Annotated in this window: 20 protein-coding genes; 7 read left to right on the top strand and 13 right to left on the bottom strand. The window is 29.6% G+C overall.

From position 1 onward, the window contains the following. The first annotated feature begins 11 nt into the window (after window positions 1-11). Window positions 12-662 (top strand): EcsC family protein, encoded by a 651-nt coding sequence (locus Spiro2_RS06335; RefSeq protein ID WP_338634778.1) that lies wholly within the window; start codon window positions 12-14, stop codon window positions 660-662. Here Spiro2_RS06335 and Spiro2_RS06330 read toward each other — a convergent pair. Continuing rightward, window positions 645-1,616 carry a GTP-binding protein gene (locus tag Spiro2_RS06330; protein ID WP_338634777.1) on the bottom strand — a complete coding sequence of 324 codons (972 nt, stop codon included), beginning with the start codon at window positions 1,614-1,616 and terminating at the stop codon, window positions 645-647. The genes Spiro2_RS06335 and Spiro2_RS06330 overlap by 18 nt on opposite strands. A 49-nt stretch (window positions 1,617-1,665) precedes the next feature. Further along, entirely contained in the window at window positions 1,666-2,649 is a 984-nt protein-coding gene (locus Spiro2_RS06325; protein WP_338634775.1) for a FliG C-terminal domain-containing protein, read from the bottom strand. Window positions 2,650-2,737: 88 nt separating this feature from the next. On the opposite strand from Spiro2_RS06325, the gene Spiro2_RS06320 reads away from it, so the two are divergent. Continuing rightward, a complete protein-coding gene (locus Spiro2_RS06320; protein WP_338634774.1) occupies window positions 2,738-3,193 on the top strand; it encodes an acyl-CoA thioesterase in 456 nt (151 codons plus the stop codon). A gap of 14 nt (window positions 3,194-3,207) precedes the next feature. Here the strand turns inward: Spiro2_RS06320 and Spiro2_RS06315 are convergent, their stop codons facing one another. After that, window positions 3,208-3,663 (bottom strand): hypothetical protein, encoded by a 456-nt coding sequence (locus Spiro2_RS06315; protein WP_338634773.1) that lies wholly within the window; start codon window positions 3,661-3,663, stop codon window positions 3,208-3,210. Then, window positions 3,656-4,201, bottom strand: coding sequence for a succinylglutamate desuccinylase/aspartoacylase domain-containing protein (locus Spiro2_RS06310; protein WP_338634771.1), 546 nt, complete (start codon window positions 4,199-4,201; stop codon window positions 3,656-3,658). Before Spiro2_RS06310 ends, Spiro2_RS06315 begins: the two co-directional genes overlap by 8 nt. Before the next feature lie 194 nt (window positions 4,202-4,395). On the opposite strand from Spiro2_RS06310, the gene Spiro2_RS06305 reads away from it, so the two are divergent. Beyond that, complete coding sequence (locus Spiro2_RS06305) at window positions 4,396-4,686, top strand: hypothetical protein (RefSeq protein WP_338634770.1); 291 nt, start codon at window positions 4,396-4,398, stop codon at window positions 4,684-4,686. Window position 4,687: 1 nt separating this feature from the next. Here the strand turns inward: Spiro2_RS06305 and Spiro2_RS06300 are convergent, their stop codons facing one another. The 4 genes from Spiro2_RS06300 to Spiro2_RS06285 all read right to left on the bottom strand — a co-directional run bounded on the left by Spiro2_RS06300 (window position 4,688) and on the right by Spiro2_RS06285 (window position 12,716). Continuing rightward, on the bottom strand, window positions 4,688-5,659 hold the full coding sequence (locus tag Spiro2_RS06300; protein ID WP_338634769.1) for a hypothetical protein: 972 nt from the start codon (window positions 5,657-5,659) through the stop codon (window positions 4,688-4,690). Window positions 5,660-5,748: 89 nt separating this feature from the next. Next, window positions 5,749-9,069, bottom strand: a complete 3,321-nt coding sequence (locus Spiro2_RS06295) for a UvrD-helicase domain-containing protein (RefSeq protein WP_338634768.1) — start codon at window positions 9,067-9,069, stop codon at window positions 5,749-5,751. Then, the gene (locus Spiro2_RS06290) at window positions 9,062-11,851 is read right to left on the bottom strand and encodes a RecB family exonuclease (RefSeq protein ID WP_338634767.1); all 2,790 of its coding nucleotides are present in this window, start codon (window positions 11,849-11,851) and stop codon (window positions 9,062-9,064) included. The genes Spiro2_RS06295 and Spiro2_RS06290 overlap by 8 nt, the downstream gene beginning before the upstream one ends. After that, complete coding sequence (locus Spiro2_RS06285; RefSeq protein ID WP_338634766.1) at window positions 11,832-12,716, bottom strand: DNA-processing protein DprA; 885 nt, start codon at window positions 12,714-12,716, stop codon at window positions 11,832-11,834. The genes Spiro2_RS06290 and Spiro2_RS06285 overlap by 20 nt, the downstream gene beginning before the upstream one ends. A gap of 304 nt (window positions 12,717-13,020) precedes the next feature. Between Spiro2_RS06285 and Spiro2_RS06280 the strand changes: the two genes are divergently transcribed. Beyond that, window positions 13,021-13,290: a hypothetical protein gene (locus Spiro2_RS06280; RefSeq protein ID WP_338634764.1), complete on the top strand. Its 270-nt coding sequence runs from the start codon at window positions 13,021-13,023 to the stop codon at window positions 13,288-13,290. Further along, window positions 13,287-13,922: a hypothetical protein gene (locus tag Spiro2_RS06275; RefSeq protein WP_338634762.1), complete on the top strand. Its 636-nt coding sequence runs from the start codon at window positions 13,287-13,289 to the stop codon at window positions 13,920-13,922. Before Spiro2_RS06280 ends, Spiro2_RS06275 begins: the two co-directional genes overlap by 4 nt. Here the strand turns inward: Spiro2_RS06275 and Spiro2_RS06270 are convergent. The 5 genes from Spiro2_RS06270 to Spiro2_RS06250 all read right to left on the bottom strand — a co-directional run bounded on the left by Spiro2_RS06270 (window position 13,919) and on the right by Spiro2_RS06250 (window position 19,181). Continuing rightward, window positions 13,919-15,298 (bottom strand): hypothetical protein, encoded by a 1,380-nt coding sequence (locus tag Spiro2_RS06270; protein ID WP_338634760.1) that lies wholly within the window; start codon window positions 15,296-15,298, stop codon window positions 13,919-13,921. The two genes, Spiro2_RS06275 and Spiro2_RS06270, sit on opposite strands and share 4 nt — an antisense overlap. Before the next feature lie 203 nt (window positions 15,299-15,501). Continuing rightward, entirely contained in the window at window positions 15,502-16,767 is a 1,266-nt protein-coding gene (locus Spiro2_RS06265; RefSeq protein WP_338634759.1) for a hypothetical protein, read from the bottom strand. Between the two features lie 172 nt (window positions 16,768-16,939). Continuing rightward, the gene (locus Spiro2_RS06260) at window positions 16,940-17,584 is read right to left on the bottom strand and encodes a hypothetical protein (protein WP_338634758.1); all 645 of its coding nucleotides are present in this window, start codon (window positions 17,582-17,584) and stop codon (window positions 16,940-16,942) included. 27 nt (window positions 17,585-17,611) lie between these two features. Beyond that, window positions 17,612-18,424, bottom strand: a complete 813-nt coding sequence (locus Spiro2_RS06255) for a LysM domain-containing protein (protein WP_338634757.1) — start codon at window positions 18,422-18,424, stop codon at window positions 17,612-17,614. A 118-nt stretch (window positions 18,425-18,542) separates the two neighbouring features. Beyond that, window positions 18,543-19,181, bottom strand: a complete 639-nt coding sequence (locus Spiro2_RS06250) for a DUF177 domain-containing protein (RefSeq protein WP_338634756.1) — start codon at window positions 19,179-19,181, stop codon at window positions 18,543-18,545. Window positions 19,182-19,688: 507 nt separating this feature from the next. Between Spiro2_RS06250 and Spiro2_RS06245 the strand changes: the two genes are divergently transcribed. Next, window positions 19,689-19,934, top strand: coding sequence for a flagellar FlbD family protein (locus tag Spiro2_RS06245; RefSeq protein WP_338634755.1), 246 nt, complete (start codon window positions 19,689-19,691; stop codon window positions 19,932-19,934). A 74-nt stretch (window positions 19,935-20,008) separates the two neighbouring features. Continuing rightward, window positions 20,009-22,783: a hypothetical protein gene (locus Spiro2_RS06240; protein ID WP_338634754.1), complete on the top strand. Its 2,775-nt coding sequence runs from the start codon at window positions 20,009-20,011 to the stop codon at window positions 22,781-22,783. Window positions 22,784-22,785: the final 2 nt, after the last annotated feature.

The raw sequence follows: 22,785 nt of genomic DNA, 5'->3' as shown, positions 1-22,785 counted from the left end.
GAACTGAAATTATGTTTAGTAAAATTTCTGACAATATTATTATGAAAGCGTTAGAATGGGCGTATGAAAAAGCAATTTCTCAATCACTTCCTGGAGTCGAAAGTGCATTTTCATTAGCCAGCAGTTATCAAAAAACTGCAGGAAATTTAGAACAAAAAATTGATTCTCTGATTCGATGGCAAAATGCAAAAGCAGTTGCAGTTGGTTTTGGTTCTGGTTTGGGTGGAATAATTGCAGTTCCTATTTCAATTCCTGCAAATATTGCCGCTGTTTTATTTGTTCAAGTAAGAATGATTTCTGCAATAGCACATATGAATGGTTATGATTTGCAAGATGAGCGAGTTAAAACAATGATTTTTGCTTGTATGTATGGATCAGGGGTAGAAGAAGTTTTAAAAAGTTTGAACCTAAATTATGATCCAAACTTTAAAAATATTATTTTGCAAAAAGTGACTAAAGAAACAATTGTTAAAATTAATAATGCAGTAAAAATTCGTATGTTTTCTCGTTTTGGTACTCTTGGTCCAATTAGTTTTGGCAAAGCCGTACCGCTTTTAGGTGCATTTGTGGGAGGAGCGTATGATGGATTTTGCACTAACGCAATTGGCACCAATGCAAAAAAATTATTTTTAAAAAAAATGAGTTTATCTGGCAACACATAAAGAGAGTCCTTCTTCTAGAACATCTTTTGGAATATGACGACCAATAAACACAATCCGCGTTTTAGGTATATCGTTTGAATCCCATAACCGGTCTTCTTGGCTACCCATCATTGTATGCACACCTTGAAACACAATTCTCTTTGACTCACCTTTAACATATAAAATACCTTTATAACGAAGGATTTGATTGCCAAGTTCCGACATTAAAAGTTGCATAAAACGATTAAAACGCTCTAGGTCGAGAGGTTTGTCTTCTTCAAGATAAATACTCTGAATGGCGTTATCATGCGAGTGTTTATGAAACTCTTTTGTAATTGTAGGATCGATTTCGCTTCTTGCATTGAGATCAAAAGCATTGATTCCAATAATCTCATCAATTGGAACGTTAGAGTTTTTAGTTTTAAAAATTTTAGCAAGATTATTGATAGTTTTAATTTTTGTTTCAACTTCTTTAATTTTTTCTTCTGTAATACAATCAATTTTATTTAATAAAATAATATCTGCAAAGCCAATTTGATCTTGGGTTTCTTTTATTTCAGAAAGATTTTTTTCAATGTGAACAGCATCTACAACAGTAATGACAGAATCAAGATAAAAAGATTCTCTTAATTTTTCATCCATAAAAAAAGTTTGTGCAACAGGGCTGGGATCGGCCATTCCAGTTGTTTCTATGAGCAAGTGATCAAACTGGATCTTTTTTTCAAGAAGTTCAAGGCAGATTTTTGTTAAGTCTCCACGAACTGTGCAGCATACGCAACCATTGTTCATGATTTTAAGCTCTTCTCCAATACTTTGGACTACAAGCTCAGAATCAAGATTGATATCGCCAATTTCATTTAATATAACAGCAATTTTTTTTCCATGATTTTCGTTTAATATACGGTTTATTAAAGTTGTTTTTCCTGATCCTAAGAAACCAGTGACAACAGTGACTGGAAAAGTTTTTTTATTCATGTTGAAACTCCAAAAAGGGATCTTTTAGCAAAATGCTATAAGAACATATTTATACCAGAGTTGTTTCCCAAGGGAATACAATTTTACCAGCATCTTTGAGTTCCAACGCTTTTTTTACAACTTCTGAAACCGCTTTTTCTACATCTTTTTTAGGGTATTTGCTGTTTTGAATGTCTTCTTCTAAAATATGTCTTCTTTTTTTTGACATGGCTAGTAAAAATTTTTCTTTTATTTCAGGCGTTTCCATTCTAAGAGCGAGAGCAATGGTGGTGTCTGTCAATTGTGAGCACAATAAAGATAAATATTTTGGATCCAATTCGGCAAGTCTACTTAAAGAAATCAAACCATATAACAGTTTTTCTGCAAGCTTAGGATCTTTTTCTTCTATTCCCTTTAGCAGTTTTTCTCGTTGTTCAACAGATGCTGCTTGGAGAACGTTTAATATTTTTTCGTATCCTCCTGGAGATGTTTCTTGAATGGCTCTATTTTTTTGGAGTTTATCTAATTCTTCATGAACATTTTCTAACTCTTGAGTATCTACATAATTCATCTGGCTTATTCTTAAAATAATTTCGCATCGCACATTTTCATCCAATAACTTAAATAATGCAGAACTTTTTTCTGCACTGCATATCGATAAAATAAGAGACATGGTTTGTGGGTGCTCATTTTTTAGCCATCTTATTAAAATTTTTTCATCAATTTCTAATATAAGCTTTCTAATTTCTTCAATTATAAAAGAATCAGACAGTGAGTCTATCCATTTGTCATCTTTAAGAGTGCTGTTTGCTTGTTTTAATATTTTTTTTGCATTTTCTAATGTAAATTTATTATGTTCAGAATCTAGATCCTTAATAATTTTTAAAAACTCTTTTGCAATCTTTTCAATATCACTTTCTGTAAGATATGGCAGTCTTTGATAAGAGCGTAAAATTTTTTTTACTTCATGCTTTGGTATTTTCTGAATAATTTTTCCTGCATTGTCTTCTCCTATTAAAGCTAATATTGCTGCAGCTTTTTGTCCTGGAGTCATATTTGTATTTCCTTAGAAATTGCTTTTTATGGTACTAAAGATTACTTTATCATTATCCGGTTTTTTTCTAAACTCTCGAGGCAATGCTATGTCAGTTAATAATCAATTTAAATATACAAACCTTAGTGAAATTATTATTGATAATAAAATTTATTCACGTGTCACTTCTCATCTTGTTTTGAGCGCACATTTAAATGCTGCAAATAATCTTTTTGGTGGAATTCTTGTACAATGGGCAGATGAATGTGCAGGAATTTATGTTATGGAGATTTTAAAAACACACCATATTGTAACCAAAAAAATTTCAGAAGTGTTATTCAATGAACCTGCAAAATTGGGAGATGTGCTCGAATTTTTGTGTGGTGTCAAGTCTGTAGGAAAAACGTCAATCACGATTGAGTGTATTACGCGCGCTAGAGAAATTGATATGGAAGATAGGTTGCGTACTATTTTAAAATGTGACTTCGTTTTTGTAAAAATTGATAAATTTGGCCGGCCTACGCAACACAATTTTACTCTGCCAGACAGCAACTCACAAAAGTAAGACAATTGTTGGTGCTAGCGCCAACTTAAAGGATGTTCTTTTAATTCTTCTGCTATCACAAAAATTTCTCCTGGAAGAGGCGGCAAGGCTTGTTCATCCGCATTTCTTTCGGGATATTTTGGAAATAAGATATATCCATCAAATGAGCTAACAAGTGGGCTGTTGTTATTTTTAACTCCCAATAGCATTCCTTTCTTTATATATTGTAAATTTATCAATCCGTTAATGAGTTTTTGTTCTGGAACTAAAAAAGGCTCTCTGTGAGTGATCATTAAAAACTTAAAATCATCATTTTTTTTAGAGAGTTTTTCAATTGAAAAGCGAAATTGGTAAACTTGATCTATAAGGCGTAACGCGCGTTTCATGATTTGTAATGCATACTGTTCTGATTGATAAGAAAATCCCTGTTCCCCTAATTCTACAGTAAACCCTATGTTTCCTCGTTGCCGTACATATTCGTCGCTACACATTCCCGCAGCAGAAAAACGCCTCCCTTTTTTTCGAGTTACAAATATATTTGCAACACCCGTGGCTCGCGCAAAAGTAGCAAAGTTTATCCATTTCAAAAATGTAAAATGGCTTTAAACATGGCATGATTGTTTGATGAAAATCTATAAAAACATTAGCTTCATTTAAGCATAACTGAATTTCTTGTGCGCGATTTTTTTCTAAACTAAGAGACTGAGTTCCATTATTGTTTTGCTCAAAGCAACGGTTGAGATCGTCTTCTAAAAATCGTTTGCGTTGCTGAGCTGCGGCAGCGTTACCGAGTAAAAAAGTAACTTTACCTCCAAATTTTATTTTTTGCGATTCCAGCAGTTCAATGCATTTGATAATTGCTGGAAGAGAGCCAACTTCATTGCCATGAATCATACTCGAAAATACAATATGACCAGGATGTTTATTGAAATTGATTGTTACAGAATTAGGAATCTTGCCTTTGAAATTATTTTCAAAAGAATTAAATTTTTTTAAATATTTATCTAATGTTAAAAAATAGTTATCCACACTAACACCGGTAGTTAAAATATATATTGATACAAAAAATCTTGAACTCTGCACTAACTTATTAACACGAGAGTCGTTCATCGGCTTAACATTTCATATATGCCATACGCATCAAGATTTATCTATCAAAAATGTTTGACAAATTACTTAATATATTTTAATATCACACTTTATTTATTTTATGAGAGGTTCTTTTGCCAATTTATTTATATGAACCAACAATTTATTCTGATCAAGATCCTGTCAATGAATGTTGTTTTTTTGATATATTGCAGTCGTTGCATGAAAATCCTCTGCAAACTTGCCCAACATGCGACCATGCTATCCATAGAGCTGTTACATGTTTTAGTATTGCAAAACCTAACATCACTTCCAATCCAAACAATGATCCTTATTCCGCTTTTTCTAAAAACAATGATTCATCTGCAGCAAAAGCTGCAAAAATGGCAATGCGGCATATTTGTAAAAGTGGTTGTTCTCATTAAATCAGCGTTCAAAAAATAGCACTGTTTTTGGCTTTTTTTGTGCATCGCGGATAGATTGATCGCCTCGTGCTAAAGCTGTAGCTGTGGTAATTTTCCCTTTTTCGACTTCAAATATAAGTGTTGAAATTTTTTGTAAAATCATAAAAATTCCAAGACCAGCTCCAGCTGTTTCATTTTTGATATTTTGCGTTTCACGAAATCCAAGGCCAAAACGTATATATTTTGTAATGCCTTCACTTTTAAATGAACCAAATTTATCTGAAACTGTTAAAAATAGATTAATATTATCAACAATACATAGCAAATCTATATATTCTTCTGGTTGCAGGGTAATGGGTTTGGTTCTGTCTATTGTATTTCTATTTGGTGAGGCATCCCAAATTGCATTCATTAAAAATTCATCGACAATATCTCCAAATAGTTTTGCATATGAACTCAATCCAGCAACAAATTTATCTTTATGAATGTCTATTTGAACCTGAAAAAATTCGGTAACTTTTGTTTGAATATTTGGACGTTCGGTTGAATCAGCAATAGTTAAGTTTAAAGTACTAACGTTCTCTTTTTGAAATTGTTTAAAAAAATTGTTAAAAGTCCCATTTTTTTTGAAATTTAAAATATGCTCAATAATTGCAGCCAAAAGATCGTTATGAATGCTCCCAATTAAATATCGTATATTCTTCATTTCTTCTTTAAATTTTTCAAGAATTGGTAGGTCGGAATGATTTGGAAAAATTATAAAATTTGCTGTTACATTATTACTTGTAAATTTAATAAATTCCTCAAAATCAACAGCATCACCAATAGCAAAGTAACATGGTTCGGATATAATATTCTGCGCAATTATACTGTTTGATTCATCATTTTTAAAAACATACGTACATTTTTGACAAGTTTCTGAAATGATTTTTAGTTGATTATCATTGATGTTTTTTCTTAAATTTTCGGATATATAAAAATACAACGTTGTCATTATTTACCTTACTAAATAGATTTATAAAATTCTTACTTTTTTTTATACTGCGGTCAAATAAAATGTCGAAATTTTAATAGGTAGATTTTCTATACAAGAAAAAAAAGCAGCTCATTTTGTGAAAAATAATGAAAAGGCAAATTTTGCCCGTTGAATTCTAAACTTATTTCAAAATTAATTTTATTATTATAGCATAAGCATCCAATTTGCAAATAACGTGTTTGTTTATTAACTCCAATAGAAGATAATAAATTTTGATTGAGAGGATTTATGATTTCCAGGTATGTTTTAATTTGTGAAATATGCTGATTTTTAAAAACACCTGTTTTGTAATCTAGAATTAATATTATATTTTCAATATTTCTAAATTGATTTAAAAACTCATCAAATTCAATTACTTTATTTGTATTGATGCAGTATATTTTTTTAATATTTAATTCTAAAAAATTATCAAAACATAAAATACTTAAAAAATCAATAATTTTTCTTGATGTTTCTATAAAATTTAAATGATTATTTTTTGGAGTCCAAATTTCTAACTCATGAAAATATTTAATTGAATTCTTTTCTACTAAATTTTGAAATGAATTTTTAATTATTTTATTATTTTCAGCTGCTGCATGAAAATGAATACCCTTTGTTTTATTAATAATTTGCTGTTTTTTTTGTTTAATATCACAAAGTATATTTTTGATCGAATATGGAGTATAGTTTTCTAAAATAGAAGTATTAGAGTCATTATTAATAACTTTACTTAAATCAAAAAAATTATAATCAATACTCTCAAAATCAAAATTAGTTGTATTTTTTTTCTTTGACTCTAAGTAAATATTTTCAATAAAATTTGGACCATAATCATAATATTCAACACCATTATTTTTATTAGTTAAAGGTTTTGGCTCAATTTCTTCTTGTTGAAACCACGGTTCAGAAATTGTATTATTAAAATTTATCTTTAATTTTTTATTTTTTGTTTTTAAATTTTCTTTAAGTTCAAAATTTAAATCTAAATACCTTAAATAAACGTCTTCTTCGAGGTATTTTTGAAAAGAAAAATTTTCATTTGGTGAATAATTTGCTAAAATATCTCTATAACCATGTTTTTTTTGTGTTTTAGGTTGAAAAAGGATAAGTGATTTTTTTGCCCGGGTAAAAGCTGTATAAAAAACTCTTTGTCTTTCAAAAAGCTCTTCTGCTTGTTTTCTAAGTTTTGAAAAAAAGCATGTTTTTTTAAAGTTTCCTTTAGAATCATAAATTTTTAGATTATCAATTTCTTGGAAACTAGGATTTTTAATCCAGTTAACAATCGATAATTTATTATCATCTTCGTTTAGCCAACAAATATCCATATGATTGTCGCTAAGATACACATTAAAATTATTATATGTTTTTGCTCTGCCAAATTTTGGATAAAAACAGACATAATCCCATTCAAGACCTTTTGCCCTATGAACAGTTTTGACTTCAAGAAAACAGTCTGATATACAATTTTCGCTATCCCAAGCCTCTATTTCCCAATCATTAACACAATTAGGAAATAGCAAATTTTTTATAATTGTGGATTGATTTTCTTGTGCTCCTAACAATGCTAAAATTTTATTTTCAATTTTATCTCTAAACGTTGGCGATTCTAGTTTTTTTGATAATATACTAGAAAACAAGTCCATTTTTGCACAAAAAATGCTTGCTTCATAACGACTTTTTTCATCAACATGAAGTAAAACTAACTTCCAACGCAAAACTTGCCAGGCATAAAAAAAATTATCTTTTGCAATATTTCTATAAGAGTTAAGTAAGTTTATAAAAGTATTATCGAATGACTCATTTTTTTTGGCAAAGGTAAAGTGCATTTCAATTTCTTCGTGAGTTAACGGAGAAATAGGGCTTTGCATTATTAAATAAAGATCAAAATCATCAGCTTCTCCTACAAGATATTTTGCTAAACACAAAGCAACTTGGTTTTCTAAAAATCGTAAATTTTTAATATCTTTTTTCGTAGTACTTTGAACTGGAATACTATTATTTTTTAAAACTTCTGTGATTTTTTGAACATCATTATTTTCTTCGCATAGTACTACAATTTTATCCCAATTTATGTTATTTTTAGCTTGAAATTTTTTAATAAAATCTGCAAAAACAAGAAGTGAATATTCTTCAAATTTAATATTATTTGTATTAATATCAATATTTTTTAAACGATCTTTATTTATAGATGTTGTTACTATATATATAGAAGATGGTATTTCATTTTGAATTTCAGAATCATTTTTTGTTTCTTTTTCACCGTATTCAAGTGCGTTAGCTGGAATATACTTTTTTAAAGATTGATTGTAAAAGTAAGAATTTTTAAACTCAATAGGGAAATTTGGATTTTGCCATGCAAAAGAAATATCTGAAAGTTTATTAATTTCTTGTAGAAGAGTTTTATTTGAGCGAAAATTTTTTTTAAGTTCTATATGCTTCCAGGTATGTTGTGTTTTAAGACTTTGAAAAACATCGACACTAGCATTTCTAAAGCCATAAATACTCTGTTTAGGATCTCCAACCACGACCATTCGTGCTTTAAGTTCTAGCACCATATTAAATAAAATACTATGTTGAATAGAATTTGTGTCTTGATATTCATCAACAATTAATTCTTTTAGTTGAACTGGAATATTATTTGACAAGTTTTCACTTAAAAAAACAGTTCTATCAGCATAAGTAAATTCGCCGCGCTGGATCCTTTGCTCATAAAGAGTTCTTGCAATTTTATGAAAATTATCTATTAAAAAAGAAGTTGCTGGGTGCATTTCTTGTGCTGCAATTCTTAGTTCATTTGTGTTAGCAGCAAGAAAAGTTTCGGAACTCATGGTTTTTAAAATATTATCAATTGTTCCTTGATTTTGAATAAAACCTTTTTTTAAGCCACCTGCTAAAATAAAGTCTATTGCATAAGATAAATTATCTTTATCATGTAACGTGTTATTTAAAAAAAAATGAATAGCATTTAATGTATCTTGTTGAACATTGATTTCGTCAATGAGTTGTAGTTTAGGTGGCATAGAATATCTATTATTTTTTTTAGATTTTTCCCACCAAGACGGATAAATACAGTTAACCAAATCCGAAAAAAAACTATCAATTGTAGAAATATTAACAAATGAACATAACTCAGACAATTCTGGAATTTGCAATAATTCTTTTTCAATTCTTTTTTGAATTTGCGTTGTTGCGTCTCGAGAAAATGTGACAATATAAATGTGTGCTGGATTGATTTTTTTTTGCCTGAGAAGCCATGTTGTTCTTTTGGTCAATACCTCAGTTTTACCTGCACCAGCACCGGCTTCAATTAATAAATGTTGATAAGTATCTTTAGCATTCGGAAAAAAATCAATACATTGAAGTTGTTCTGCAGTAAATTTATTCATTTTCTTCGCAATCTCCATCTGAATTAAAATTATTGAGCACAACTGCAGGACAAATTTTATTAAAATCACAAAAGTCACATGTTTTAGTATGAAGCGGATTAGGGTAAAAATTACCATCTTTTAGGCGTAAGGCATACTCGCTATATTCTTGAAATAAAGAATTATAAATTGATTCACTTGGTGTTAATTTAGGGGTAAAATTATATGATAAAATTGGGTTAGAGAAGTCATCTAAATTTTTTAATTGAAATAATGAAAACGAATGAATACTGTCTCTATAGTCTTCATCATCTAAAAGATGATTTTTTGACCATGCTAAACAATATAAAGCTCCTTGAACTGAAAGCTTAGAGGATTTGCAATTTTTTAAATCAGAAGGTAACAAAGCGAGTTTTTTTTCTGTTTTTGAAATTTGTGTTGTTTTATAATCAATAATGTGAAGGCCGTTGGGTGTGGCATCAATTCTATCAATTTTTCCAGAAAGATTAACGCCTCCTAAGTTAATATTTACTGGCCTTTCTCTTTCAATGCCAGTTAAACAATTGGTTAAATTTTCTGCTAATTTTGCTTCAATTTTTAAAAATCTGAAAAATGTTCTTTTAACAACTTCTCGAAATTGTGCTAAATTAAATTCAGACATATTTTTTAGATTAATAGGTTGCCAAATAATATTAAGGGCTTCTTCAAATGCTAATTTAATTGAATTTTCAAACAACGTCCCATGTTTTTCAATTTGGCAATAAATTGCTTTAACCCAAATTTCTTTTTTACTGGTAAGAAATAATTTTTCATTTTTTAAGCATTGAATAATGTCATTGTATATTGGGAGCATAACTTTAGCATAATTAGCGTTTCCTAAGCTTGATACAAGGCGAGTCATAAATTGCTCAGCAAGAAAGTGTAAAGAAATTCCAATTTGTTCATTTTCTGATTTTAAAATGTCATATTGATTTTTTTTAATTCCAATCACTTCTGATAAGAAAAACTGTAAAGGACAATTCACATATCGTTCAAAACCAGTGATTGATATTTTATTATTAGAAGTATTTAAATATTTTCTCCAATCATTCAGTAATTTTTTTTCATTTTGAGGAGAAAATTTTTTAATTATCTTACTAACAGGAGTTTCAATAAATTTTTTTCCAAACTTAATAATATTTTTTTGAGGTTTGAGATAGCTCGGAAAATTATCAAGTTCATTAATACTTTCAAGATAAAAATCAATAGTAACTTCATGACTTAAAAGATTTTTCCAGAAACCACGATACATGATTTCGCTTGCAGGATGGTCAATTTTTATATTTTGTTTTTTTAGTAGTGAAATAGCGTTATTTAAAACTTTAACATGAAAACTTGAACTAGTTGGTGCATGAATACGACCAATAATAATTAATTTATTTGGATTGTTTTTACAAGAAAAAAGAGATAATACCTTTGGAAAAGAAGCAAAAATATTTTCTAAACCTAAGTTTACAGTTTCTTTTGAAGCAATTTTTTTAAAAAGTTCTTCTAAAAAATCAATACTTAAAGAATGACCTACAATATTATATTCTTTTCCTATATTTTTTAAATATTTTTCATTAGTTATTAGCGATATATATTCAATAAAGTCATTGTAATTTTTGTCAATTTGTGGAAATACTTCTGAATATTTTGTAAAATTTTTATCATTATTTTTCCAAGCATTATAAAATTGTTGAGAAATAGGATACGCTCCATTGGCATTTAGATCTATTTCGCAAAGTTTTCCAGGATTAAAATCTCCTAATAGGATAAAATTGTTATTTTCAATTTTTAATTCTTCTACTTTTTTTACAAAGCAGTGTTTATTTTCTGCCACATAAAAACTTATGTTATTATTATTTAATTCTTTATTTGTTTCAGAAATTATAAAACGAGAATTAAAAAAACAAGAATTATTTTTATATAATATATCTCTTGTTTTCAAAATATAATTTTTAAATTCTTCAATAAAATATTTTTGAAAATTTCCTGGTTTTATAGCATTTTCGTGATTGTTGTTATTGGTTATTAAGTTGTTTTGAGTTTTAAACTCTGGTGCAGAAATCCAAAGAATATTTCCTGATAAAAATTTATTAGGGAGTACGAAATTTAAATGAGGATTTTCATTGATTTCATGTATATGTTTTATGTAATTAAATTGTAAGTATTCAGTCACTAAATTTTGTAGTCTGCAGTAGTTATTAAGTTCATATATTGCGTAATGATATGTGGCTAATATTTGTCTTAAAGAAGATTCATTAATTTCTTGAACAGTATTGATATTTTCTTTATTTTGTGTATTAATAAGTAATTTTGCAAAATTGTAATCTTCTGGCCATTGAAAATCAATAAAAGATAAAATTTGTTTTGCAATAGGTAAGGCATCGTTATTAAAATAGCCATAAAAATAAAGGATGTATTCAACTAATTTTTCTTGAGTCGTAATATCTAAATATGGTTTAAAAATAAAACTAGGAATTTCATTTAGAGTGTTTTTTTCTGTTGAGCTTGCAATGGAGGCGCAAAAATTTCTGGCAAGTTCATCAAGTGTGTACATAGAAATTCCACATAGTGTGGAATTATCATTATGATTCAGTATTAAGTTGATTTCGTAAAATAACTGATTTCTGACACTAATAATATCTTCTTTGCGTTCACACACCACAGAATAAGACAAATCAGAATTTTTTGAAAACCCTTCACAAAATAAATTTGCAAATTCTTTAATGGCTTGATAGTGATTTAAAAACGGAGTTCTTTCAAAAAATTCTTTCTCCATATAAACCTTTATTGCTAAATAAATCGTTTTTTCTGTAAGTTTTTGTTATATATTGAACTCGCTCAATCACATCGTAGGGCGTTTTTATGCAAAAAGCTCCATTTTTGATGAGTTCAATTGTGCCGCAGCTATTTGCTCTATTGATATCGCCAGGTAAAGCTCCAACATCAATACCAAGATCAAGTGCTGCATGAGCTGTAATCAAACTACCACTGGTAATTTTTGCTTCAATGACTAGTATAAAATCAGCAAGTGCTGCAATTGAAATATTTCTACGAGGAAAATTCCATTTTTGTGCAATGTCTTCTGAATTGAACTCACTCAAAACTAAACCTCGATTTGATGCTGTTAATGAATGAAATAATTTAATATTTGAGGCAGGGTATGGTTTTTCTATACCACTGCCAATGACTGCGCACGAGCTACCATATTCATGTCCGACTGCGTTGGCAATAGCATCGATTCCTAAAGCTCCTCCTGAGACAATTGTCATTCCATGTTCGGCAAGTGTTTTTGCAAAGTGATGAGTTTGCTGGCGGCCATAATATGTTGGACGTCTCGAACCAATAATCGCGACAATTGGCTGATTGAGAATTTGAATGTTACCCAAATATTCAAATGCTAAAAGTGCAGGATGCATAAAAGGTTTGCTTAATATTTTTTCGAGTTCAAATCGAGATATGATATTTTTTTTATTAGCATTTTTTTCTTCTATATTGATATTGAATTGTTTTTTTATAAAACTTAAGTCTACCAAATGATTATTAGAGTCGTTTTTTAAATATTGTGTTATAGTTCTTAATAATTTATGTTTTAGTTGGGTTTGTAATAACCAATATTCGGTATTGTTGATTTTGTTGTTCATTTTTAATTCTTTCTTTAAATGAGATGTTTTTCTGATTTTATAAAATCAGTAATTAAAAATTTAATTAAAAATTTAATTTTATTTAAAAATTTTTATTTTTGTTCAGAAAATAACAGATTTTGTTCACATTTTAATATGTTCAAAAAAATGACATATGTATTTAATTTAAAAATTAAAATTTGCTTGGTGAAATATTTGACTAGAAAAAACTGTTATGATTTACTAGTGAAATGAATTAGTAATTAAATTATTATATTACGTTTGTTTTGTCTCTTAAATTTGTTGTTTTGTTATGGAGTTCAAAATGAAAGAGAGCAGATGTCCATATCATGTTAAGCAAGGGGTGGTTGATACACATGGAAAAATAGTTCTTAGCGATGTGTGTGGGGTTAAATCTGCTTGTGGAGCGTTGTGTGCATTTGCACCGTTTAAAGAAAATTCACATAAAGAATGTCCACGGTTTTTGGCTTATGTTAAAGGTGCTGAACGTCAAGTACTTGTTCCTAAGAACGATTTGGAGTATTTGCCAGAAGTCAGTGGGTTAGGAAATTTTAGCGAGATAGACCTTTTGTGAACACATCTTCAAGTACTTATAGTAAAAGAAGCCGCATCAGTCAAGAATTGGTTTTGCTCGATGCAATAGGAACCGAAATTGATTCGCTTGATATGAGTACAAATGCTTACTTTAAGCTTGCTCTCTTTCTGAATATCCCTTCTGGTTCTCCAGAAATTTCAGGGTCTTTTAACTTTATTTTTAAAATAATCCTGGCTCGTACTACAAAATATTCTTTTAGCCGATTTTTCTTATTTTTTTCTTACTCATACTTTAAAAAACGATTTGTTTATTGTGCTCTCGAAGAAATTAAAAGTCGCCGAGCTCAATGGCTGTTAGACAATTGTGCTGCCAATGAGTTGGCAGCTCTGGATGCTAAGGCAACGCAACATTACTTTTTAACTTTAGAGCGAAAAGCTTTTGAAAATTATATTAACGGATGGAATAATTTACAAAATATATTAAAAATTGAATTTGAAAACAATCGTAAAAATACAATTGTTCGTTTTATAAAAAAATATTTTCATTTTTTTATCTTTTGGAGTTTGGTTGTATTGGCTGTTTATCTTGGTTTAAAAATTACGGCTACCGAAAATTCGTTAACAATTTGGGAGCAGCTAAAAGAATTTTATAATTTTATGGTTACTTTTTAATTTGGAGAGTAACCATTTTGTTCTTCTTTTTGCCAATCAAAAGGAGTAATTTCCTCTGAATTTGTTTTTAAGAATGCCATGGCATTGTAAATTTCATATATTTTAAGAAAACCAATAAACCCTTTTGTAAAGTCTGAATTTGTACCACTTAAAATAGAGTTTTTAGAACTTTGAGATAATTGACTAGGCATTGAATTTTGTATCGGTCTATTAAAACTATCAACTGATATTTTTAATTCGTTTATTTCATAAAGTATCTTACTAAGTTTAAAATAAATTTCTCGATATGTCTTGTTGGTGTTAGGGGTTACTAATAATTTATGAAGTGTACTTGTTGAATTGATAATATCAATTCGTTTTTGATCAAATAAACGTGCTACTAATGTTTGAGACATAGAATTATCATAATAACCTTTTTCAACAGTATTAATGCCTTTTACAATATCATTATAAAATGGTGATTTAAGGTTAAAATCTATCTCAAGGAATTTACGATATTTAGTAAGTAATTGCTCTTTATATCTTTTGTCATGCGTCAACGTAACAAGAGATGGGTCTTTTGGTGCCTCCTCTGCCACTGCAGAGGGCGGAGTGTAACCACTATTTTTTTCTGTAATCCAATCAGTATCAATTATTTCTTCATTATTTATCGTCTTTTTATTAAATTTTATACCATTGTATTTTTCGTTAATTTTTTGAAACCCAATAAATCCTTTATTTGGATCTGCATTAGTTCCTTTGATAATATCATTTTTTGCTTTTTTCGTCATTGGTGCCATATTTAATCGCTCAATAAAGTTATCAGTAATAGTTTTTAGACCTTTAATTTCTTCAGTGAGCTTACTAAGTTTATAGTAGAGATCTTGGTATGTTATTGTCGTATTTGGAGTTACAAGTAATTGATAAAGATTACTTGTAGAGTTAATTATATTAATTCTGGTTTGATTAAATGTTCCTCTATCTAAGTTTCTTTTAGCGTTATCATAATGTATTTTGTCTTCCTGGTTAAATTTTGTAACAATATCATTTAAAAATGGGAGATTAAGATTGTTATTAACTTCAATAATTGTACGGTATGCAGAAAGTAATTGCGTTTTGTATATTGCGTCATTTTCTATACTAACTAGGTCAGGCGGGTTAGGTTTGGCCTTAACTTCTACAACCTCTGCAACTACAGGAGTTTCTGGAGCTACTGCAGCTACAGGAGTTTCTGGAGCAGGCGGAGCTTCTGGGGTAGGTGCAACAGTGAGTTCAACAGACTCAGAAGTTCCTGTTGACTCTGATATCACACTTGCATTTTCTTTTTTGCCGCAAGAAATCCCAAAGTACAGTAATGACGCGGTGAGTGCTAATCCAATTATTATTTTCTTTTTCATGCAAACCTCTTTGCCGTTAGTTTGATAATAAGGTCGGTATTTTTTGTAGTTTCTTAAGATTTATAAATTGGGTTCACAAAAAAAAATGGGTGATTTGGTTCCTTGTGGTTTTAAAAATTTTAAAGAAAAACTGAAATAATGATCATGAGATTTCGCCGCGGTATGGTAAAATGCATATTTTCATTATTTGGAAAATAGCCATTTTATTGTTCTTTTTTCCAATCTGCGGCAGTGATAACAGTATCTTTTGGATTGATTTTGGTAAATACTATACTATCATATATTTCCAAAACTTTTTTAAAGCCAATAAATCCTTTTGTCGAATCTGTATGAGTTCCATTGATAATCATTGTTCTTGCATTTGCTGATAGCAAATTTGGTTGTGGTAATAGTCTATTAAAATCATGAACAATCATTTTTAAATTACTTAATTCATCTACAACTTTACTAAGATTATAGTAGAGTTCTTGATAGGTCATGTTTGCATTTTCGGTTACGAGTAATTTATAAAGCGTACTTGTTGAATTGATAATTTCAATCCTTTTGGTATCAAATTTCTTCTCTTTGAATGCGGCTTCTTCCAACGTTTGATAATTTTTAATGTCTTCTGCGCTAAACTTATTAACAATCCTACCTAAAAATGGAATTTTTAGGTGATTATCAACTTTAAGAATCTTATTGTACGCGGTGAGTAATTGTTCTTTATAGAGTTTGAAGTGTGCAAATGTAACAATGTTAGGATTTTGGAGAGCTTCTGAGTTTTTGATTGGATTTATTTCATGAGTCCATTCTGATCTACTGATCACTTCCTTGCTTTTATTGATTTTTAAAAATTTTATATTATTGTATTCATCAAATATTTTTTGAAAGCCAATAAATCCTTTTGTCAAATCTGTATTGATGCCATTTATAATTTTATTTTTTGCATTATCAGATAATTGAGAACTTTTAATACTTTCAATAAAACTACTAACAATTGTTTTTAATTCATAAATATTATCAATAGTTTTGCTAAGCTTATAATATAGTTCTTGATAAGTGATATTTGTATTTGCGGTCACGAGTAATTCGTAAATTGTACTTGTAGAATTAATAATTTTAATTCTTTTATCATCAAATATAGATTGTTCTAATATATTAGTTATTATATTTCTAGATAATTTTTGATCTTCCACACTCAAACTTTTAACAGTTTCTTCTAAAAATGGAAGATTCAGGTGCTCATTAAGTAAAAACAATGATCGATATATATCGAGTAATTGTTCTTTATAATATATATCATGAGATGCAGTAACTTGGTCGGGGTTTATTTTAGCTCCTGCAGTTGTCGGTGATCCTTGTGGGCGAAGGCGAGAATCGGGGGTATTTAATTCGGAAGTTGTGTTCGTATTTTCTTTTTTACTGCAAGAAATTCCAAAGTACAATAATGATGTGGTAATTGCAAATCCAATTATAATTTTCTTTTTCACACAAACTCCTTTAACTAAAATCTATTTAACAACAGTTGATTTATGCTTCGGAATTTTATTAATTTTAATTAGGTAAAATAACAATATTGCAAATCATTAATTTAAAATATTTTTTATTTTGCTGAATGGATCGAAGAAAATTAGGAGTAAAGTTGAGTGTTTGCAAAGTTGTTTATTGAGTTAATTCAAACTTTAATGTTATAAATTTATTATAAATTGTTTGAAAACCAAGAAATTCTATCCTTGGATCCGAGGATGATCCGTGTAAAAGTGCACTTTTTGCATTTGCATCCATAGGAGAGTTGTTAATAGCATTAATACAATTAAGAATTATATTTTTTAATGTATTAATATTTGTTGACAAATGTTCTAGCCTTTTAACGAGTTGGGAATAGGTTAGTTTTGGATCGTTTCTAACTGCTTTTTGAATATCAATGATACTATTAATTTTATTAGGAGCAATAATATCAATTAATAAGTTATCAAAATTGTTGGATTTTAAAGTTTGTCGTTGGATATCACGGAAGATTATTTTATTGTCTTCACCCAACATATTTAATGCAGCATTTAAAGTTCCTTTTTTAATATTATTATCGATTTCGGCAATTATTGTGAAGGCGGAAGTAAATTTGATATCATAAATTGTTTTGTCACTTTCTTTAATAACTTCTGCACTCAATCGATATTCAGGATTAACTAAATTCGTTGCATTGATTGAGTCAAATAGGTTGTTAGCAAATTCTTTTTTTCCGCATGATATTTCAAAGTATATCAATGTAGCAGTAATTGCTAATCCAATTATAATTTTCTTTTTCATTTCATACCTCATAAAAATTAATTACTCTCAAATTCCAGTATCATTTGAGAGTAACAGAGGGGAATTTTGCAAATTGCAACAACGATTATTTAAATCCCATAACCATATTGTACAAATTGGATCAGGCTTACAGTAGTGACCATAATCAGGTAAAAGTTGTTCTGCATTTTCAAAAATTGAAACTGAAGTACTATGCATATTATTTGAAGAATTGTGTTCTTCTTTGCTATTCGCAATTGGATTGTGTGATTCTTGTTTATTTGAATGCAGTATTTCTTTGGATTCAGAAATTGAAGAATTGTTTTTGGGAACTTGAATTTCTGTTGTTGAAGGTTTAAAAATTTGTGTTTGTTCTGTTTTTTGTGGTTTGTCAAATTCAAATGGATTGTTTGATTTAAACAAAACTTCTTCTTTCTTTTTTGGTGTTTCTAATTTTTCTTTTTTAACCTCTTTGTTGATTTCAGATGCAATGGGTTTTACTTTTTGAACTTTATCTTTTGTGATTTTATCTTTTTGAATTTTTGTAGCTGATTGCGATTTATTATTTTCTGTGTTCATCAAGTGTTTAGGAATTATCAATATTTCACCAACAAAAATTAGGTTGCCATTATGCGTTTGTTTCTTAGGATTTAATTTTAGAGCTTCGGCAAGTGCGCCAGTGTTTCCATAAATTGGTTTAATTCTATGTTTTTTAAGAATTTTAATCAGCGTATCATGCTCTTTAACCTTATATTCTATTGTTTCTGAATTGGTTTGAGCGTTTAGAAATGGAACAGATGATAATAAGCAAATCGTTAAATGTATTTTTAATAATATTATGATTTTTAACGCTATTTGCATCCGCAAATTCTCCAGCACATAAGTCAATTAACTGACATTTTGTTCGGAAAAATTTTCAGCATTCTAAAAGAAATTTAATAAAATTAATAAGAAAAAAGATAAGACATTCTTAAGTTGTTTAAATTTTTGAAGAAAAATTTTGATGACTCAACGAGCACGATGGAGAGTGAGCTATGAGCTTGGGAGTTCCCAAAATATCGTAATGATTTAAATCTGTTCCACATTCAGAACAGAGCCCCTTGCAATTTGGGCGGCAAAGAGGCAACTCTGGAATTGCGCAGTACAAAGTATCCAACAGCAATTCATCAAGTACTATAGTACTTCCCTGAAATGTATATGTTTCTAAATCTGATGCAGAATACTCAAACTCTTCATCGAGATTTTGCGAATGTATGCCTACTTTATTAAACTGCGTACTTTGATAAGAGTTTTTAGAAACATAAAACGCATTCATTTCGGCAGAAACCTCGTCTTCAAAATTGTGAAGAGAACGAACACATTCTAGTTTTATACAAAAGGACAAGCGTCCTTGAATACGAAATAACGCGTCTTCTCTTGTAATTGTTATGGATCCAAATATTTTGGGGTTTCCAAGAGCGTCATTTGCAATTTCATTTTCGTGAAAAAAATGCGCCATGCCATCTGTCATGAGCGATTGAAAATGTAGGTTGCTGCTGTCTGGGTTGGGGAAATTGCCAAAAGTGATGTGCAGTGCTTCGCCAATTTTTGATAATGGTACTGAAATATTGCTTTTCATGAAAGTTATCCTAATTTTTTTCTTAAAGTCTAAATTGAGGCAGCAGGGTATTGCCCAATAATTCCTCTTAAAGCAGCTAACAGATCTTATTTTCTTTTCCAAGTTCTATTTGAATGACTTTTCCTTCTCAATTTTAAGCCAAAATAAAGTTCCAATTGAGAGTGCAATTTTTTTTTAAAATTAAAAGTCCATGTAAAAAATGGCTCTCAAAAATGCCAGTTTTTACTTTTGGTCATTTGTACTAAAAATTCCTGTTGTGCATACATTAAAGAGAGCGAGTTAAGACTTATCATTTTAGCATTTTTTGATAGTTTTTGCGCATTCTCTATTTAATTTAAAAAAAAAGCGGTGAAAAAGGGTTAAATTTTTTTAATTTTTTATATTAAATTAAAAAATACCAAAAATACCTATTTAACATCTTACATTTTTGGTATTTTTGATGTCAAAAATACATTTTTGGTATATGATTTAAACTAATCGAGAACGTTTTAATAGGAGTCAAAGTTTGTGATTAAATTAACAAAGATTGATGGACATGAAATTCATATTAACCATTGTAATATTCAATGGATTGAAACACTTCCTGATACAACAATTACAATCTTAAGTGGTGCTAGAATAATTGTTAAAGAGTCGTTAAATGAGGTGTTGCGGCTAATTGACGAAAGAATAAATTACGAAAATAGTTTTTGTTTAAACAATGATTTTAATATTTCTCATATTAATAGCGAAAAATTGCCTCACATGACATAATCACGAAATTTGCAAATTTAAATGGAATTATTTTTGATGCTTTCCGATACTTGATCAAAATGAGGAATGATTCGGTGCATCAAGTCTTTTGTTACTTTTTACTTGGATTTATTATTAATTTATTTATCAATTTTAAGTTTCTGTATGCACAAAGTTGGCCAACTTTGTACACACAAGAAGACATTATTCCGCAAAAAAAGAGTGATCTAAAAGAAATTGAAAAAATTAAAACAAAAAATATTAGCAAAATACCAGAAAATAAAATTAGAGAAAAAATATTTAATTCTTATTATTTCATCTTAGATTTTGTAAGTAGCACCAAAGGTGAATTGCCAAAAAACTGGATAGATTCACAAAAAGAACCAGAAAAATCTTTAATCTATGGTTTTCCTCCAGAACTTAAAAGACCTTCTGTTCCAATTTACTTTCCTGCTTTTAATTTAACAAAGCTGGCGTTTTTTATATCTGATGATCCCTACATTTCTAGGCTAAATATGTGCCAAGACTTTTGGATTCAAAATAGACTTCAAAAATCATATGATTGCTTTTTCTTTTTGCAAATGGACTTAGCAAAAGACAATGTTCCAATTTCATCGTTGATTCGATTGCAAACAAATATCCTACAGGCCTTTCTTTTTTTACACTTAGCGACAAACGATGTGAATAATTTATATATTTGGAATGCAAAAATTGTGCCGCCTTCTCCCCAAGAATTTGCCGAAGGTGACCATTATGCAATGGCTAGAGTGTTGTTTTCTTATATTGCTACCAAAGTTGATGACAGCACCTATCTTCCAACTAAAAAGAATGCATCTGTTATTAATGAAATTTATGATAATATCTATGATTCACCTGTATATTTTAAGGTGACTACAAAGATAGCCGGAAAAAAAACAAGTATAACCCACTTACAGGAACCTATCGATTCTATAAAGTGGATTCAAACAGTTATGCCATTGGTGTATTATAATTCGATGGTGATGAACCAAGGTGTGATGATTTGGGATCGAGCATTTACTTCTGCGTGGAAATTAGAAAACTACTACGCGAGGTTTGACTACCCAAAAATGCCAGAAGGCTCACCTTTGGTTGTTGAGTCGCCAAGCAAAGTGACTAGCCCAATTTTTATAGCACCAAGAAATAATACCGACATTTTAAGTTCGGCAGACTTGTTTCGTTCTCTCGCTATGCTCATTGGCAAAGATCCTGGTAAAGCATTTGAACATACATCATCGGGAATTTTCCGGAAAGCCCATCCCGAATTAACCGCGCTGCACTTTCATGTTACAGGGAATACATATTTTGATTTGGATTTGTTACGTTGGGCTCGTCGGTCGTATTCTTGGGCCGAATTGTATTCAAAGTCATTTTCTGAAAAAGTTCCGAGTAACTTAATCTATGGCGCCGAAAGTGCATATTGGGCGGGTCAATATGAAGTTGCAAAAAATGCTTATATTCAGTTTTTAACTATAGCTGGAGATAAAGTTTATTCACCTTGGGCAAATTTAAGACTTGCAGAGATTGAAGAGCTCAATGGAAATCAGACGTTTGCTAAAAATAAATATGAGCAGATTTTAAGAAATTTCGACATGCATCCTGTGGCTGATGAAGCACAGGTAAGATTATTTTGTCTTTATGAAAAAAATCTTACTAAAAATGCAAAAATGGTTGAATACAATAAAGTATTAGAAAGAATTAAAACAGCACGCGATGTCCTCAAAAAGCAGGCAAAAACATGTATGCTTAGAGCTGATTTAACAAAAATGCAAGAAGAGTCATTTAAAGATAACAAAGCTTCTGTTGAAGAAAAATCAAATAAACAAATTGAGGCAATTAATAACTTTGCGAAGGAGTTTCCAAATAATGAATTTATGGTGTTATTTACGGATAGAATAAAAGAATTGGAACTATTTAAAGCACCTCTATTTGCAGAGCACAACAAATGCACTCAACTCATCGATTTTTTTGTTAAAAATAGAGATTCGTTGAATAAATTATCTCTTAATAATCATCATTTCATTGGTGGATTGAAATGGGATAATGCTGATCGTTTAAAGGTTCTGCGGTGTGCTGCTTTTGTGGGAAATATAGATGTTTGGAAAGAAATGAGGAGTCATGAAGTCGGAAAAGATGGCGTGCCTCTGCACTCAACTTTTTATAATCTTTCTCTTAAACCGTCTGTCAGCAATGCATTAAAAGCTTATATGCAATTAAAAAATACGAGTTCATTATGGATTAATAAGGTTAAAAAAATTGAAAAATCGAGTTTTGAAGTGATTGATCGTGATGATTTTTGGGAAATGCTGACGTTAAGGGAATTACTGAAATACAATCTAACGATGTCAGAGTCTGCGCAGTCATTGATTGATAATGCAGTTGCAGTTGATATGTTTGCCAACCCTAAACTCATTTATTCTTCAGACACATTTTGTTTTTGGATGTTAAAAGCTTCACGTCAATTTAATACAGCAAACTGGGAAAGCATCGCTAAAACAAAAACTAAAAATGAATGGACACTTTTGTTAACTGATGAAAAAATTCAAAAAAATCAACCATGTGAAGCTTCTTTTGCCAAAAAATTAAATACTCATGCATTAACCAATTCATCTGTTTTTTTAGATACATACATCTTGTTGCCGTTTTTAGAAAAGGTAGGGGTTGCAGACGCTTCTGAAGATTGGCTGCGGTATGTGCAGAGAATAGAAAAAAATTTAGGATCAAATAATCCTGAAATTATTAATATTTATAAAAATTTATTGGATAAATCCAAAAGTGCTCTTGTCAAGGAAGCGTCGAGATTATGGATACAAAAAAACATTCCTTCTGAGTCTGAGAAATTATTGTGGTAGTA

The sequence above is a fragment of the Spirobacillus cienkowskii genome, from assembly GCF_037081835.1.
Taxonomy (GTDB): Bacteria; Bdellovibrionota_B; Oligoflexia; order Silvanigrellales; family Silvanigrellaceae; genus Silvanigrella; species Silvanigrella cienkowskii.
Note: the sequence above shows the minus strand (reverse complement) of the source record. Positions and strands in the feature narration are given on the sequence as shown.

Excerpts from the sequence above, each read along its gene's own strand:
- Spiro2_RS06280 (WP_338634764.1), top strand. The coding sequence starts at position 13,021 with ATGAAAGAGAGCAGATGTCCATATCATGTTAAGCAAGGGGTGGTTGAT.
- Spiro2_RS06335 (WP_338634778.1), top strand. The coding sequence starts at position 12 with ATGTTTAGTAAAATTTCTGACAATATTATTATGAAAGCGTTAGAATGG.
- Spiro2_RS06290 (WP_338634767.1), bottom strand. The coding sequence starts at position 11,851 with ATGGAGAAAGAATTTTTTGAAAGAACTCCGTTTTTAAATCACTATCAA.
- Spiro2_RS06320 (WP_338634774.1), top strand. The coding sequence starts at position 2,738 with ATGTCAGTTAATAATCAATTTAAATATACAAACCTTAGTGAAATTATT.
- Spiro2_RS06250 (WP_338634756.1), bottom strand. The coding sequence starts at position 19,181 with ATGAAAAGCAATATTTCAGTACCATTATCAAAAATTGGCGAAGCACTG.
- Spiro2_RS06295 (WP_338634768.1), bottom strand. The coding sequence starts at position 9,069 with ATGAATAAATTTACTGCAGAACAACTTCAATGTATTGATTTTTTTCCG.
- Spiro2_RS06330 (WP_338634777.1), bottom strand. The coding sequence starts at position 1,616 with ATGAATAAAAAAACTTTTCCAGTCACTGTTGTCACTGGTTTCTTAGGA.
- Spiro2_RS06315 (WP_338634773.1), bottom strand. The coding sequence starts at position 3,663 with ATGTGTAGCGACGAATATGTACGGCAACGAGGAAACATAGGGTTTACT.
- Spiro2_RS06325 (WP_338634775.1), bottom strand. The coding sequence starts at position 2,649 with ATGACTCCAGGACAAAAAGCTGCAGCAATATTAGCTTTAATAGGAGAA.
- Spiro2_RS06270 (WP_338634760.1), bottom strand. The coding sequence starts at position 15,298 with ATGAAAAAGAAAATAATAATTGGATTAGCACTCACCGCGTCATTACTG.
- Spiro2_RS06285 (WP_338634766.1), bottom strand. The coding sequence starts at position 12,716 with ATGAACAACAAAATCAACAATACCGAATATTGGTTATTACAAACCCAA.
- Spiro2_RS06255 (WP_338634757.1), bottom strand. The coding sequence starts at position 18,424 with ATGCAAATAGCGTTAAAAATCATAATATTATTAAAAATACATTTAACG.
- Spiro2_RS06260 (WP_338634758.1), bottom strand. The coding sequence starts at position 17,584 with ATGAAAAAGAAAATTATAATTGGATTAGCAATTACTGCTACATTGATA.
- Spiro2_RS06300 (WP_338634769.1), bottom strand. The coding sequence starts at position 5,659 with ATGACAACGTTGTATTTTTATATATCCGAAAATTTAAGAAAAAACATC.